Origin of the sequence: Ureibacillus sp. FSL K6-3587, assembly GCF_038593165.1 — a bacterium.
In the GTDB taxonomy this organism is placed as follows: domain Bacteria; phylum Bacillota; class Bacilli; order Bacillales_A; family Planococcaceae; genus Ureibacillus; species Ureibacillus suwonensis.
This window is the reverse complement of the sequence record NZ_CP151969.1, coordinates 507,601-522,310: the sequence shown is the minus strand read 5'-3', so window position 1 is coordinate 522,310 and position 14,710 is coordinate 507,601. Positions and strand designations below refer to the sequence as shown.

At 38.8% G+C, this 14,710-nt stretch carries 12 protein-coding genes, 1 pseudogene and 1 CRISPR repeat array; of the genes and pseudogenes, 7 read left to right on the top strand and 6 right to left on the bottom strand.

From position 1 onward, the window contains the following. Positions 1-112: 112 nt before the first annotated feature. On the top strand, positions 113-1,642 hold the full coding sequence (gene istA, locus NSS77_RS02515; RefSeq protein ID WP_342470245.1) for an IS21 family transposase: 1,530 nt from the start codon (positions 113-115) through the stop codon (positions 1,640-1,642). Beyond that, positions 1,635-2,384: an IS21-like element helper ATPase IstB gene (gene istB, locus NSS77_RS02510; RefSeq protein ID WP_342470244.1), complete on the top strand. Its 750-nt coding sequence runs from the start codon at positions 1,635-1,637 to the stop codon at positions 2,382-2,384. The genes istA and istB overlap by 8 nt, the downstream gene beginning before the upstream one ends. Here the strand turns inward: istB and NSS77_RS02505 are convergent. After that, entirely contained in the window at positions 2,381-3,439 is a 1,059-nt protein-coding gene (locus NSS77_RS02505) for a transposase (RefSeq protein ID WP_342470243.1), read from the bottom strand. The genes istB and NSS77_RS02505 overlap by 4 nt on opposite strands. Further along, complete coding sequence (locus NSS77_RS02500; RefSeq protein WP_340714495.1) at positions 3,366-3,842, bottom strand: transposase family protein; 477 nt, start codon at positions 3,840-3,842, stop codon at positions 3,366-3,368. Before NSS77_RS02500 ends, NSS77_RS02505 begins: the two co-directional genes overlap by 74 nt. 257 nt (positions 3,843-4,099) lie before the next feature. Here NSS77_RS02500 and NSS77_RS02495 point away from each other — a divergent pair, with 257 nt between their 5' ends. The 5 genes and pseudogenes from NSS77_RS02495 to NSS77_RS02475 all read left to right on the top strand — a co-directional run bounded on the left by NSS77_RS02495 (position 4,100) and on the right by NSS77_RS02475 (position 11,023). Then, positions 4,100-5,224, top strand: a complete 1,125-nt coding sequence (locus NSS77_RS02495; RefSeq protein ID WP_342468459.1) for an IS4 family transposase — start codon at positions 4,100-4,102, stop codon at positions 5,222-5,224. A 146-nt stretch (positions 5,225-5,370) separates the two neighbouring features. Beyond that, a pseudogene (locus tag NSS77_RS02490) lies at positions 5,371-6,543 on the top strand (nucleotide sugar dehydrogenase); the annotation flags it as partial. A 276-nt stretch (positions 6,544-6,819) separates the two neighbouring features. After that, positions 6,820-7,182 carry a hypothetical protein gene (locus tag NSS77_RS02485; RefSeq protein ID WP_342470242.1) on the top strand — a complete coding sequence of 121 codons (363 nt, stop codon included), beginning with the start codon at positions 6,820-6,822 and terminating at the stop codon, positions 7,180-7,182. Positions 7,183-7,627: 445 nt separating this feature from the next. Further along, a complete protein-coding gene (locus NSS77_RS02480; protein ID WP_342470241.1) occupies positions 7,628-9,046 on the top strand; it encodes a transposase in 1,419 nt (472 codons plus the stop codon). A gap of 309 nt (positions 9,047-9,355) precedes the next feature. After that, positions 9,356-10,059: direct repeats of the CRISPR family, unit length 32 nt; unit sequence GTTGCATTACATGTAATTGCGTGGATTGAAAT. Positions 10,060-10,087: 28 nt separating this feature from the next. Continuing rightward, complete coding sequence (locus tag NSS77_RS02475; RefSeq protein ID WP_342471178.1) at positions 10,088-11,023, top strand: IS66 family transposase; 936 nt, start codon at positions 10,088-10,090, stop codon at positions 11,021-11,023. Between the two features lie 100 nt (positions 11,024-11,123). Here the strand turns inward: NSS77_RS02475 and NSS77_RS02470 are convergent, their stop codons facing one another. The 4 genes from NSS77_RS02470 to NSS77_RS02455 form a co-directional block, all read right to left on the bottom strand. Beyond that, positions 11,124-11,588: a hypothetical protein gene (locus NSS77_RS02470; protein WP_342470240.1), complete on the bottom strand. Its 465-nt coding sequence runs from the start codon at positions 11,586-11,588 to the stop codon at positions 11,124-11,126. Between the two features lie 118 nt (positions 11,589-11,706). Further along, positions 11,707-12,993: a DnaB-like helicase C-terminal domain-containing protein gene (locus tag NSS77_RS02465; RefSeq protein ID WP_342470239.1), complete on the bottom strand. Its 1,287-nt coding sequence runs from the start codon at positions 12,991-12,993 to the stop codon at positions 11,707-11,709. 173 nt (positions 12,994-13,166) lie between these two features. After that, complete coding sequence (locus NSS77_RS02460; RefSeq protein ID WP_342470238.1) at positions 13,167-14,162, bottom strand: hypothetical protein; 996 nt, start codon at positions 14,160-14,162, stop codon at positions 13,167-13,169. Next, entirely contained in the window at positions 14,159-14,533 is a 375-nt protein-coding gene (locus NSS77_RS02455) for an ORF6N domain-containing protein (protein ID WP_342470237.1), read from the bottom strand. Before NSS77_RS02455 ends, NSS77_RS02460 begins: the two co-directional genes overlap by 4 nt. Positions 14,534-14,710 lie beyond the last annotated feature (177 nt).

The window sequence follows — 14,710 nt, the reverse complement described above, 5'->3', positions numbered from 1 at the left end:
AAAATCAACAGATTCCGCTCATTTGGATTGAACACTTTTTCACTATCAAATACACTTCTAATAAACTAGTTTATTAAGTTTATTGGAGGTTGTACTAGTGGAGGAGAAGCTTGTGTTATATATTGAAATCCATCAATTACGTACTAAAAGATTGCGAATTTCACAAATCGCAAGGAAATTGAAAATCTCACGTAATACAGTTTATAAGTATTTAAATATGACATTTGAAGAAGCGGTGGAGGAGTTTGGCACGATTGAGCGAAAGAAAAAGTTAGATCCCTATCGGGATTGGATTGTGACATGGTTACAAGAAAATCCAAGCATGAGTGGAGCACAAATTTTGGACTGGCTTCAAGAAAAGTTTCCTGACTTACAAGTTGGAGAAAGTACAGTTCGTCGGTATGTCAAAGAGATGAGAGAAATTTATCAAATTGAAAAAACGGATGAACCCCGAGAACATGAAGCTGTTGATGAATTACCACCAGGAAAACAAATGCAAGTAGACTGGGGACAAACCATTCAGAAAACAATAGATAATAAGGACATCAAACTTTATTTTATTGCCTTTGTATTATCTCACTCTCGACAAAAGTATATGGAATGGCAAGACCGCCCCTTTACAACCAAAGACACCATTCGTTGTCACGAAAATGCCTTTAGATATTTTGGGGGAATGACTGAAGAAATTGTTTATGATCAAGACAATCTTATTGCGGTAAGCGAAAATGCTGGAGATCTTATCTTAACAAAGAAATTTCAGGCATATGTGAACGAACGTAAATTTCAGATTTACCTATGTCGAAAAGCAGATCCCCAATCGAAAGGAAAAATTGAGAACGTTGTGAAATATATCAAGTATAATTTCGCAGCACATCGTATCTTCTCAACAATCGGAGATTGGAATGAAAAAGCCTGGAATTGGCTAGAACGTACTGGGAACTATAAAGTGCATCAAACAATAAAAAAGAGACCTTACGAAGTGTATCAACTGGAAAAGAAACACTTACGAAAGATCTCCTCACCGCTTTCTTTAACAGAAAGCAACCCTATTGAAATTATAACAAGGAATGTGAATAAGGACAACACGATTCGTTACCAATCGAATCGCTATTCAGTACCTATCGGCACATATACGAAATGCCCTACAGTGAATCTGCAAATCAATAATGAAAAATTAATCATCATAGAACCTACAACTGGTGAAATACTTGCCAAGCACACGATAAGTTTAGAAAAAGGAAAGCTAATTAAAAATACGAATCATGCACGAGATCATACAGAATCGCTTGATATGCTTAAACAAAGAGTGCTTCATTTATTTCCTACTGGAGAAGCATCGAGACAATATATTGATGAAATCTGCCAGAGATATAAGCGCTATCGCCGTGATCAATTACTCATTTTACAAAGGGTTGCCGAAAATGATCCTCATTGGATTCCAATGGCGTTAGAGAAATGTATCCGTGAAAAACTGTATAGTGCAAATGCTTTTCAAGATGTCGTAAATTACTTAAAGCTACAAGAATCTAATCCCATTCTTGAAATACAGGTCAATTCTACTAAACTTGTTTCTTCGATAGCTGTAGAAACAAGGGATTTCAATACATACATTCAAAGAATGGGAGGAAAAACAAATGAATAAAAGTGTTCCAGAAATTCAACAAGCCTTTAAACAATTGAGATTATCCGAAACAGCGGAGGAGCTCCCAGAGCTCCTTCGGAAAGCAGAGAAATCATCTTGGACATATTTAGAGTTCTTAGAACAGATAACTACGTATGAACTAAAAAGACGTGAGGAGAAAAGTATTGAAAGACGAATGAATTGGGCTCGTTTCCCGTTCTATAAACCTTTAAGTATGTTTAATATAGATGAGCAAACAGCCATTACAGAGCGGCAATTAAGGCAATTACGTGAATTTCAATGGTTAGAACAAGCATACAACTTAATATTACTTGGACCACCTGGAGCAGGAAAAACTTTATTATCCGTTGGCCTTGGAATTGAAGCGATTCAAAAAGGCTTTCAAGTGTATTTTGTGACCATGGGGGAATTAATTCAGCTATTAAAAACAGAAGAATATGTCAATAAGTCAAAAACTAAGTTAAAGAGACTGCGTGCATCAGATCTTGTGATAATTGATGATGTCATGTATATGGCAATGGATCAACGAGAAGGCACATTGTTCTTCCAGCTTATTCATCAATTATATGAACGAAGTTCGTTAATTTTAACATCCAATCGAAGCCCAGAACAATGGATAGAACTCGTAGATAATCCAGGGATGATGACTGCAATACTTGACCGTCTGTTACATCGAGTTGAAGTGATTCATATGAACAACGAAAGTTACCGATTAAAACATCAAGAAACAATTTTTTCTTAGCAAAAAGTGTTCATCCGAAATGAGCAAAAATTGTTCATTTGGGGTTGACGTTTACAACAATCATATAAATGATTGTTTGGAGAAGACAATTGTTTTTCCAACCATTTGAAAAATGCCGGATAGTTCCGTTCATCAAATGCTTCTCTAAATGTTTGAACCATTTGGTGGAAAGAATGAAGGGATGGGTACATCTTAAAGGATTGTTCAAGAAGTTGCAGTTCCTTTTCTAAAAGTCTAGATTTTCGTTTCCAAACATATGAAATCATTTGCCGTCTGGAAATTCGAACGGAAGATTCCTTAATCCCCTGCCGTTTTCTTTCTTTTCGTATGCTTTCGACTGCAACGCGGACACCTGAAAGTGTCCCCGTATATCCATATTTACGAAGTTGCTCATCAATTTCACGGATGGTCTTGCCCTCTTGTTCGAGTTGCTGAATGTATTGCTCAAAACCATCGGTTTGCCGTTTTCGCTTTCTTTTTACTTGAACCGGCATCTCGGTTATGTTGAGATATTTTGAAATGGTTCGGGGATCCATATGAAATTCTCTGGCCAACTCCGCTTTTTTCTTTCCTTTTTTGTATTCCTGTTGAATGCTTTTGATCATCATCCATTTCTTTTCGGCTCTTTCTTTTTGTCTCCTTTGCAGTTTGGTTTCATGCGGAAAGGTTTGTTGGTCCGTTTCTTCTTTTTCCAACGTGATGACGGAAGGAAGAATCGAGGTGAGGCAAGCATCGATCTGCTTCTTTACCGCCCGGACAAAATGCCATCGGTCATATACTTGCAAAATACTTTGCGAAGCGTTCTGAATCCCTTTCCGAAAAGCCTGATAGCCATCACGACTGACAACTTGGATGTTTTGATGATTTTTTAGCCATTCTGATATGGTTTCCGGATAACGTTCCGGAAGTAATGCAACAGGCTTGTGCGTGCTCAGATCACAAATGATCGTGCCATAGCTGTGTCCTTTCCGAAAAGCAAAGTCATCGATTCCGATAAAAGGGGGACACCTCTTGATGAATCTCCGTTTTCCGAATAAGGGAGAGCAATACGTCATGGCTGACAGGGAGGGACAGGGCTTTCGCTACTTTTTCGCCATTGAGGCAGCTGGTGGAAAACGCGATTTTACGTAATACTTCTTCGGACCGTAAAGTTCGGCGTCCATTTTTGGAAATCCAATCATACCGTTCAGTAAAAATTTTTTGGGTGCAATTGGGTTGGTCGCAAAACCATTTTCTTGTGATAAGCAGGATGGAAACAGCTTTTCCGGCAATCGGCAAATCTTGAATCATGCGTGTATATCGGCTGTGTGGACGTGTGGAAGGCACTTGGCAATGAGGACAAGGGCAGGATTCATGAGTGCTTCGAACAATAAAGGTAATGGAGGATGGTTCTTCTTGAATATCCAGAACTTCTAGGAAAGGATCCGGTGAAGACCAATGGATTTGACGATTCATCATTCATCACACCTTTTCTTTTATTATACTATAAAAGTAAAATTATGGACCTTCACCAAAATTGCGTAAGAGCCATTTTTAGTTTGCCATAAACAAAGAAGAAGTTATTAATTTGTTAAATCACACTACCGTCGCATTAAAATAACACAATTCGATTGATAATACAGAATATTCTGTTAGTAAACTTTTCCATAAAAAAATCCTTTATAATGGTTTGGTGGTAGTAAACCTATCCAAATCCAAAATAAAGGAACACATGTATGGATAAGTTTACACGAAAAACATCATTTGAACAATGGTTTTCACCCATTAATTCTTCCTTATTTAAGGAATTGGTGAAAACACATCAATTAAATCGCTATACCAAGAAGCTTTATATGGCTTCTTTTGTGAAACTCCTTTTATATGCTCAACTTCATGAAACAGAGAGTTTGCGAGCATTGAGCGACGCTGTTTTCTCCGAAGAATTACAACGTGCAACGGGATTAGAATCGATTAGCTTTTCACAGTTAGGAAGACGCATCAATTCGATTCCTACTGTTTTCTTTCAAACCATTTTTCTTGATTTAGTGGTCCAAATTCATGAGAAAACTCATTTTCAAAAGCGAAGAAAAGTGACAACACCACTCAAAATCGTTGATTCGAGTACATTACCACTTCCTTTAGCCAACTATCCGTGGGCAACGTTTCGAAAAACAAAATCAGGTGTCAAGTTGCACTTGCGCCTTGTTTTCATGGAAAAAGGGTACTCTTACCCAGACAAAGCCACATTGACGAACGCCATTGAACATGATCGAGGGCAATTAGAGATATTCATCGACGATCAAGAATGCCTGTATGTGTTCGACCGGGGCTACTTAGACTACGAGCGCTTTGATCGTATGACGGATGATGGCTATTTCTTTGTTTCCCGTTTACGGAAAAACGCTGTAGTCCGTGTATTGGAGACCTTTTCACTACCAGAAAATTCATCTGTTTTGTCTGATGAAATGGTGGTCATTGGCACTACACAAAATCGTTCTGAGAATGCGTTCCGTTTACTGAAATTGGTTGATACAAAAGGAAACGAACTGCATCTACTGACGAATCGTTTCGACATGAGTGCGGATGAAATCGCAGAAATCTATAAATCACGCTGGGCTATTGAATTGTTCTTCAAATGGATGAAACAGCATTTGAACATCAAAAAGTTTTATGGACATAGTGAACAAGCCGTACACAACCAAGTGTATCTAGCGATGATTGTATATTGTCTAAATGTGTTAGCACAGTTGAACACAAATAGCAATCGAAGCTACATACAAATTACTCGCTATTTAAAGGCCTCTTTATGGAAATCCGCTCACATTTGGTTACGAAAAATTGAGGGAAAAAGCGTCCCATAAGGGTTTATTTGTTGTTGTTGCACTAGTCACAAGTTATAGTAAAAAAATGGATGTTTACTACCTTTGTTTAGGTATTTTCAATTTTTTCTATTTCGTAGAAAAAATAAAAACTGAAATTTCAGAAACTATTTATGCGACACTAGTGGTTAAATCAGGGTGTAATCCATATAGAAGAACCAGGCTTACAAGAAGCATTAAATGAAGTAATTGAAAAAGGCACTTTTAGGGCAAGTATAAAACCTGAAAAGGCAGATGCTTTTATTATTGCTGTTCCTACACCAAATAATGATGACACTTATAAATCTTGTGATCTTACTTATGTATTAGGTGCAGTAAAATCAATTATCCCCTATTTAGAAAAAGGAAATGTAGTAATTGTTGAATCGACGATTGCGCCTAGAACAATGGATGATTATGTAAAACCATTAGTTGAAGAAAATGGTTTTACAATCGGAGAAGATATTTTCCTAGTACATTGTCCGGAACGTGTATTGCCAGGACAAATCTTACATGAACTAGTTCATAATAATCGAATTGTTGGGGGAATTACACCTCAATGTACTGATGCTGGTGCTAAAGTATACAGTACTTTTGTTAAAGGAGAAATCATAAAAACTGACGCTAAAACTGCAGAAATGTCAAAGTTGATGGAAAATACATTTAGAGATGTCAATATTGCGTTGGCTAATGAACTGGCGAAGATTTCAAATGAACTTGGAATTAATGCATTAGAAGTAATTCAAATGGCGAATAAGCATCCACGTGTGAATTTGCATAGCCCTGGTCCTGGAGTTGGCGGACATTGTTTAGCGGTTGATCCGTATTTTATTGTTTCAAAGGCACCTGAAACGGCAAAACTAATTAATTTATCTCGAGAGATTAATAATTCGATGCCGGGCTATGTGATTGAAAATGTTAATAAAATAATGCAAACGATAAATGGAAAGAAAATTTCAGTATTAGGACTAGCTTATAAAGGTAATGTTGACGATATTCGAGAAAGTCCCGCAATGGATATTTATCATGAGTTGTTAAACCAAGGGAATTACGAAGTTTGCGCATTTGATCCGCATGTTAAAGCTGATTTTGTATGTAAGAACCTTTCAGAAGCACTTTATGAATCAGACTTAATGCTTGTATTAACGAATCATAATGAATTTAAAGTACTTGATAATGAATTGATAAAAAATATGAATCATCAAATTATTTTTGATACGGTTAATATTGTTGATAGTTCATGTTTGGATGAAGAAATTGAATATTATAATTATGGAAGTTTATTCGAATTTGAACAAAGAAAACAATTGGTGGAAAAATAATTTTGTAACAATCAAAGTAGTACAAACCATAAGTGAAGGTTTGTGCTACTATTTTTGTTGAATATTTTAAGCAATGGCTATAAAGCATATATGGTGTAGGTTTTTAATTTTACTCTTATATAGGATAATAAGTTATTTATTGAAATTTTTAGAAAATTAAGTATAATGATAATTGATGGACTGATTGAATATAATGGAGGTGAAAATAGAATATCGAAGTAACCATATCAATGATTAAAATCAACCATCTTTTGAAGCTGAAAAAGGAGGAATAAAGTGATGATGTTGATTTCAGAAGAAAGAATGAATATCATTAATGAAGTTTTGAGGCTATCAAAGGAGAGGGATTATTATTGGGAGATTTTGAAAAATGAAAAACATGTGATTCCACCTGATACAAGAGAGCAATGTTTGGAAGCTATAGATGAATATAAAACAAGGATTTTTGAGTATCTGGCATCTTTGAATCGTGAGGATTTATTGTTTATTATGGAGTTGGTAAATATTGTTGAGAAAACATTGGATCCCGAAATGTTTGATGACTACATTCCGAACGAAGTGATTGCGCAGTTGCTATCTGTTCTTGGAGATTTCCGTACATATTTAGAAAAAGGCCTTGAAAAAATCTTAGTAAACTAGCAATTTTTCATGCATTGGATGGAGTGCAAATTTATTATGGCATTTCAATAAGATTTCGACATTCCTACATAATATCATTGAAGCTACTGAATACCGGGAGCAGAGAAGCCGGGTGTAGTAACCTCACTAGATAAATTTTATTCTAACGGTTAATGCACCTTTTGAGAAACACAAATAGTGAATAGGAAAATCAAAAGTGAATGGCAGTGTTTCAATTGCTCTTGACGATATGACATTTGAAAAGAAAACATGGATGCCGCCTTCCAAAACAGAGGCGGTTTTTTCGTAAGATGAGAAAATATGAAGAATCTAAAATGTAAAGTCAAATAAGTCCTTTATAAAAGTTTAAAAAATAGATTATGTGTTTTCTACAATTAAAAATAGACTGAACAAAGAATTTGATGGATAATTATGTAAGGATGGATCAAAGTTTGGGGTGAAACGATTGATTTCTACACGGAAATTAAAACTGGCAATCGTATCAGACAACAAAAATGAAGCCTATTCCTTTATCCGCAACGAAAACAGAAACCAAAATCGGGCCTTGAATGTTGCTTATAACCATCTCTACTTTGAATATATCGCTCAACAAAAAATCAAACAGAGCGATCAAGACTACCATGAACACCTGGAAAAGTACAAGACACGAGCAAAAGAAAAGTTCGATAATCTTATTAAATTAAAAGAATCGGCTGCAGATGAGAAAAAGATTGAAAAGGCCCAAAAAGATTATGAAAAAGCGCAAGAAAAAGTATACAAAATCGAAAGGGAATACAATCAAAAGGCGGCAAAAATCTACCAGGAAGCGGTAGGGTTAGCGAAACAAACACGCGTTAGGAAGGTAATTGAACGCGAATTCGATTTGCATTATGACACGTTGGATCGTATTACAAGCAAGGTGGTTTCCGATTTCAACACAGATTGCAAGATGGGATTATTAAGCGGTGAACGGAGCCTGCGCAATTACAGAAATACGAATCCTTTGATGGTCCGTGCGAGAAGCATGAAGTTGTATGAGGAAAACGGTGATTTTTATATCAAATGGGTGAAAGGGATAACGTTTAAAATCATCCTTTCCAGAGGCAGTAAGCAAAAGGCGAACATCAACGAATTGAAATCGATGTTATCCCGAATCATTGAAGGTACTTATAAAATGTGCGATAGTAGCATTAGCGCTGGCAAAGATTTAATTTTGATTCTATCAGTCAATATTCCTGTAAACAAAGAACACACATTCATTCCGGGCCGTATCGTTGGGGTGGATTTGGGGTTGAAAATTCCGGCTTACGTTTCATTAAATGATGTTCCGTATATTCGACGAGGAATAGGTAGTATTGACGACTTTTTAAAAGTCCGTACAAAATTGCAGAGCCAACGCAGACGACTACAGAAAGCATTGCAAAGTACTCGAGGTGGGAAAGGCCGAGAGCGTAAATTGAAAGCATTGGAACGGTTAAAAGAAAGAGAGAAGAACTTTGTTAATACCTATAACCATTTTCTGAGCAAAAAGATTGTGGAATTTGCGGTAAAACACCATGCGGGCATCATTCACATGGAAGAATTGAAACTAGACCGTTTGAAACACAAATCATTGTTGCGGAATTGGTCTTATTATCAGTTGCAGAACATGGTGGAATACAAAGCGGAAAGAGAAGGGATAGCGGTTTATTACGTGGATTCCTCTTACACTTCCCAAAGATGTAGTCAATGTGGGAACTTAGAAGAAGGGCAACGAGTGGATCAAGAAACATTTATCTGCAAGAATTGCGGATTTAAAACCAATGCGGATTACAATGCGAGTCAGAATATCGCCAAAGCTGAACCGTTGAACATTGAAAAGAGAAAAGAAGAAGCAGAAGTTTAGACAGCAATAATGGAGAAATCCGTTATTTGCTCGGTCGTATTTCCGGCCGTAGGGGGAGGGCAGGCATTGGGAAAGAGCCGTTACTACCACTCCCCAAAGGGTTAAGCCTTAGTGTTGTGTTACCGCTAAGGCAATCCACGCTAAAAATGCAATATGTGGTGCTAATGTGAAGTGAACATGATTTTACTGGAAGATTAGCACCGAAAACCGAACATATTAAGTTGAGGTTTATAAGTAATTCATCATTACTTATATGTAAATGTTTGTTAATTAAATATTAAAATTAACTATTTTTTGATGAAAATGGCAGTTGCATTACATGTAATTGCGTGGATTGAAATTTTAAAACTACTAACTCTCAAACAGCACTGGGTAGAGTTGCATTACATGTAATTGCGTGGATTGAAATAAGCGACATTGGAAATGTACGAGTTGCCAGAAATGTTGCATTACATGTAATTGCGTGGATTGAAATTTGAATACGTTTAGTTACACCTACAAGTAAGTGGTTGCATTACATGTAATTGCGTGGATTGAAATAATATATTTCTTAAACTCTAAATCTCCGGTATCTGGTTGCATTACATGTAATTGCGTGGATTGAAATTTCTTTCTCGCTGATTGTGTTATCCAACACTTTCGTTGCATTACATGTAATTGCGTGGATTGAAATAAGACCGGATGATTGGCGGAGTTGTTTGATTACCTGGTTGCATTACATGTAATTGCGTGGATTGAAATTTTCAATCATCTAAAAAGTATGATCATATAGATAGTTGCATTACATGTAATTGCGTGGATTGAAATTACTACAAATTTAGTTCGTTCTGAACCAACTGCTTGTTGCATTACATGTAATTGCGTGGATTGAAATTTTTTGATGAACGTGTCTGCGTTTGTTTGTTTACCGTTGCATTACATGTAATTGCGTGGATTGAAATTGATGAGTATGGTAAACCTTATCGGCCTGATTCTGTTGCAGTTGCATTACATGTAATTGCGTGGATTGAAATATTCCACCCTTTTCGATATTTTTGAAATATAAAGGAATGGCATCGTTATGGTTTACTAACCAATGATAAAAACCTATCAAACTGGGTGATTCGCACGGCAGAAGATTGGCTTCTTCCATTATATAATCGAATGAAAGAAACCCTCATGAAAAAATCAATTCTTCATGTCGATGAAACCTATGCCCAAGTATTGAACCGCTCAGATGGAAAGCCAGCTCAATCTAAAGCTTACAACTGGGTGTTCCGTAGCGTTGCTTCCCAAGGACCGGCAATTGTTCTGTTCCATAGTGCTTTATCCCGTAGTCGGGAAATTTTGACTGACTTTATGAAAGGCTTTAAAGGGACGATGATCTGCGATGGATATTCTGCATACCATGATGTACCAAATATTCATTTTGCCAACTGCTGGGCTCATGTTCGTCGATACTGGTTAAAAGCCGAAAGTAAAAATGGACGGATTGGTGTCGATTATTGTGATCGACTTTACCGCCTAGAACGGAAATTTAAGAAACTTCGGCCGAGCGAACGGAGAAAAGCTAGACAAAAAGAGTCCAAACCTATTGTCGAGGCATTTTTCAAATGGATTGAAGAATCTCCTTTCTATGGGAAGAATGCCCTTGCCAAAGCTGCGGAGTATACATTGAAGCACGCCGAAGGTCTAAAAGCTTTTCTGTATGATGGGCGCATTGAAATGGATAACAATCCAGCTGAAAATGCGATTCGCCCAAATGTCATTGGACGTAAAAATTGGCTGTTTTCCGTCAGTGAATCGGGAGCCGATGCGAATGCCATCTGTTTAAGCTTGGCTGAAACGGCAAAAGCTAATGGCATTGATTTTTATCAATACCTAGTGAAAGTATTGTCGGAACTCCCAAGTTTACCAATCCATCAACAGCCAAAAATATTAGATTGCTATTTACCATGGTCGAAAACCATTCGTGAATCATGTGCAATAGCAAAATAGCCCTCAATCCGAAAAACTTGGGATTGTAGGGCTATTCGTTGTGCGTACCAGAAGGGTGCGCATTTTTTATTTATCTCCTATATTTCGGGCTTACAGTAAGTTAACTCCCTCCCCCCTCCAACGTACAAACATAAACCGGGAATTTCACATACTCCTTCATCAGTTCCCGGAATGTGCTTGTCCGTTTTGTTTCTGTATTGTAGATTCCCATATCCATCATCTTGTTGTAAGCATCGATCACTTTTCGCACTTTTTCCCCAAAAAGTTGGTAGTGGAGGAAGGCGGCTTCTTCCGGGGTTTTGGCAAAGTAAAAATCGTAGAGATGTCCGTTCCGTTGGATGGCATATAATTTAATTGGCCGCATTTGCAATACATCCCGTCTTTTCATTTCTTGAAATTCCTCATATTCTTCCGGTGTCAATTCGATTTCGTAGAGCTTTTCGATCTTGTCCTCCAATGTGACTTTCTTTTTCTGCAACGTATAGTAAATAAAATGGGCGATGTAAGGTTCATCATATATGAGGGCATTGTGAAATAGGGAAGCAACCGTTCCTTGTTTTGTCATGTCCACCTCCCAAGCTTGTCAATTTCACGCGGTGTTTCTATTTGGGTTCCACGTCTCTTCCAAAATCCAGGCTTCCAATGGGAAGGGGCGGCAGTAATTCCTCACGATTTCCCAAAATCTAGGCTTCCACCGCCTCCTCTGCGATTTTTCCAGTGGATTTATTGTAATAAACATAGGCTGTGCCTGTGGGACCGTTCCGGTTCTTGGCAACGATGAATTCCAGCTTTTCATAACGTGATTGGGGTTGCCGTTTTTCTTCCGGCTGCAGTTGTTCATAGTAAGCATCCCGGTACAGGATGATAATCACATCCGCATCCTGCTCGATGTTGCCTGAATCCCGAATGTCGCTCATCACCGGGCGTTTGTTATGTCTGGCTTCCACTGCCCGGTTCAGTTGGGCGAGGCAAACGACAGGGCAGTGGAAGTCTTTCGCCATTTTCTTCAGTTGGGCGCTGATGTAGGCGATGTTGAGATATTGGTTGTTGCGGTATTCTTCACAGGCGATCATTTGCAGATAATCGATGAAAATGACCGGTTTCTTGTCCGGATGTTTTTTCATCAGCTTCCGGATTTGCGCCCGCATCTCATTCACCGTGATTCCGGCTCGGTCGTCAATGTGGATGTTGGCTTTTTTCAGTTCGGAAAGGTGGTCCATCCATTTGTCTTTTTCTTCTTGGGTGAAGGTTTGAAAGGGATTCCGCATTTTGGTCCGGCTGATGTTGCCGCAGAGGGCGATCAGCCGTTCCACGAGCATTTTCCGGTTCATTTCCAAAGAGAAAATGATGGGCAAATGCCCCGTTTTGCCTGTATGGAGCGCAAAGTGGTTCATTACATCCGTTTTTCCCATCGATGGCCTTCCCGCGATGATGGTCACTTCCCCCTGTCTGAAGCCGTTCATCATTTTCTTTAATTGTTTGATGTCGATGGGGATGTAGTCGCTCTCGTCTTCGGGAAAGAATGGCCGTTCTGAAAGTTGGACCAAATCCTGGTCGATGCTGGTTTCAATGGTTTGGTTGCCGGTGAAGAGTTGATCCAGCTTCGTTTGGATTTGTTCGATGGGCCAGTTTTCCGCCTGGGCTTCGGCAAGGAGGGCGATTTTCTGCCGCTCCCTCCAGGCTTCCACCAGCAAGTCCGTGTATTGCTCGAATTTTTCATGATTGGCATAGGAAGCCAGGGTGATTAAATAATTGGCCCCTGCCTCCCCGACCTCCACTTCGGTCAGGAGTGTCACACAGTCCGCGGGTTTTCCTTGGTTTGCCAAATGCCTCATCGCTTCAAAAATCACACGGTGGGCTTCGGAAACAAACATTTCCGGCTGGATGCCCGCTTCATGGATCAAATGGTTTTCTTTCATCATCGTGCCAAGAATGCTTTTTTCGAGCAGTTCGGTGTTCAGTGGCTGCATTTTCATCTCCCCCTTGTGTTGTATTAAAGTGGTGAAGGAGTTTTGTTTTTAGGTTTCTGTGATCATGAACAGATTCTAAACTTGGGATTTATGTATTGGTTAGGATTATCAAGATGATTAAGTTAAAATTTTATAGATTTGTATTAGGGTTAAAGATTATTTAAGTTTTAGAGTTAGGATTTAATTATTAAATTATTAGAATAACTTGTATTTTTATTTAAATAATTACTAAACGCCTGGGTGATGAAATGGTATTGTTCGATGTCGGCCTGTTGGGATTGGGCCAAAGCGCTGCCATTTGCCTTTTTTGCCATTTCGGAAGATGCATTTTCGCATTTGGCAACACTGGATTTGCCATTGTTGGAAAATCGACTTACTGATGTAATTTCGGTCAATGGATAATGCGGTTTTGATTGGCAAAGCGCATTGATTGAAAAACCATTTTTGGGATTTGGGAAAGGATTGGCATTTCCGGTCAATGGGGGATTGGCTTCTTCCGCCAATTGGCAAAGTGCATCTGTTGAAAAACCGTCTTTGGCATTTGAGCTAGCATGGGCATTTCCCGTCAAAGGGTTATCCGGTTGGCAAAGTGCATCTGTTGAAAAACCGTCTTTGGAATTTGAGCAAGGGTGGACATTTTCCGCCAAAGGGTTTTCTTTTTTGCAAAGTGCATCTGTTGAAAAACCGTCTTTGGCATTTGAGTTAGGATGGGCATTTTTCGCCAAAGGGTTTTCCTTTTTGTAAAGGCCATCTTCCGAAAATCCAATTTCGGATTTTGCAAAAGGCATTTGGCCATTTCCGGTCGATGCATTTACATTCTTTTCCTCTGACGGAACGGTATCCGGAAAAATGTCCTTTCCCAACGTTGCGATTAACTCATAATGGATGCGATACCATTTTGTCCGGTTCAAAGGATCATCGTTCAATTCATTCGTCGAGATAATGAATCCTTCTTGCTCCAGCCTTAAAATGATGCGGACAATTTTATCTTTTGACCAGAAGGGAAATTTTCCCCGCCACTCTTCATAGGTGTGGGGAAACCAACGATGGCCGTTGAATTTGGTTTGGCACTGAAGCAGTTCTTCATGCAGCCTTTGCAGGACAATGGCTGCATCTACCCCCAGCCTGTTTGCCAGTGTCAACGAGAATGTAAGATGGGAGGCTTTCATTTTTCCGCCACCTTTCTTGCCATTTTTTCAAAGAGTTCGTTGAGCACGTTTTGCCAGTCTTCCTCGGCGCCGTAAAAGTAATGGATGCAGTTGCAATAGCCTTGCCATGCTTTCAAGCCTTTGAAGGATTGCGCGATTTTGAAGGCTCCTTGATCCGTCCAAAGGTAGAGAAGGGAAGTATGTTTTAATCCCGGAAGGTGGACGGATTTGCTCCATTCTTCAATGTCCTTTTTGGATAGCAAAAAGTAGTCTTTTCCCTCCTCGAATTTTTCTTTATAGCGGTTAAAAATGGTATAAATGCGGGTTACATTCGTGTGGAAGAATGTGGCCAGCTGCTTTGTGGTGATGACGTTGATGCCGTTGTATTCCATCAGAAATCCCTCCTATTGATTGGTTGTTCTATTGAATATATAGCTTCGAGGAGGTGAAAAAGAGACAGGGGTGCCAAAAAAATTTTTATACCCAAGCACCTGAGCAGCACATTCCCGGCGCGCGGCAAGGATTTCAACGCTTCCGTTTCTTGATGCGGAAGCGGATTTTTTTGCCCA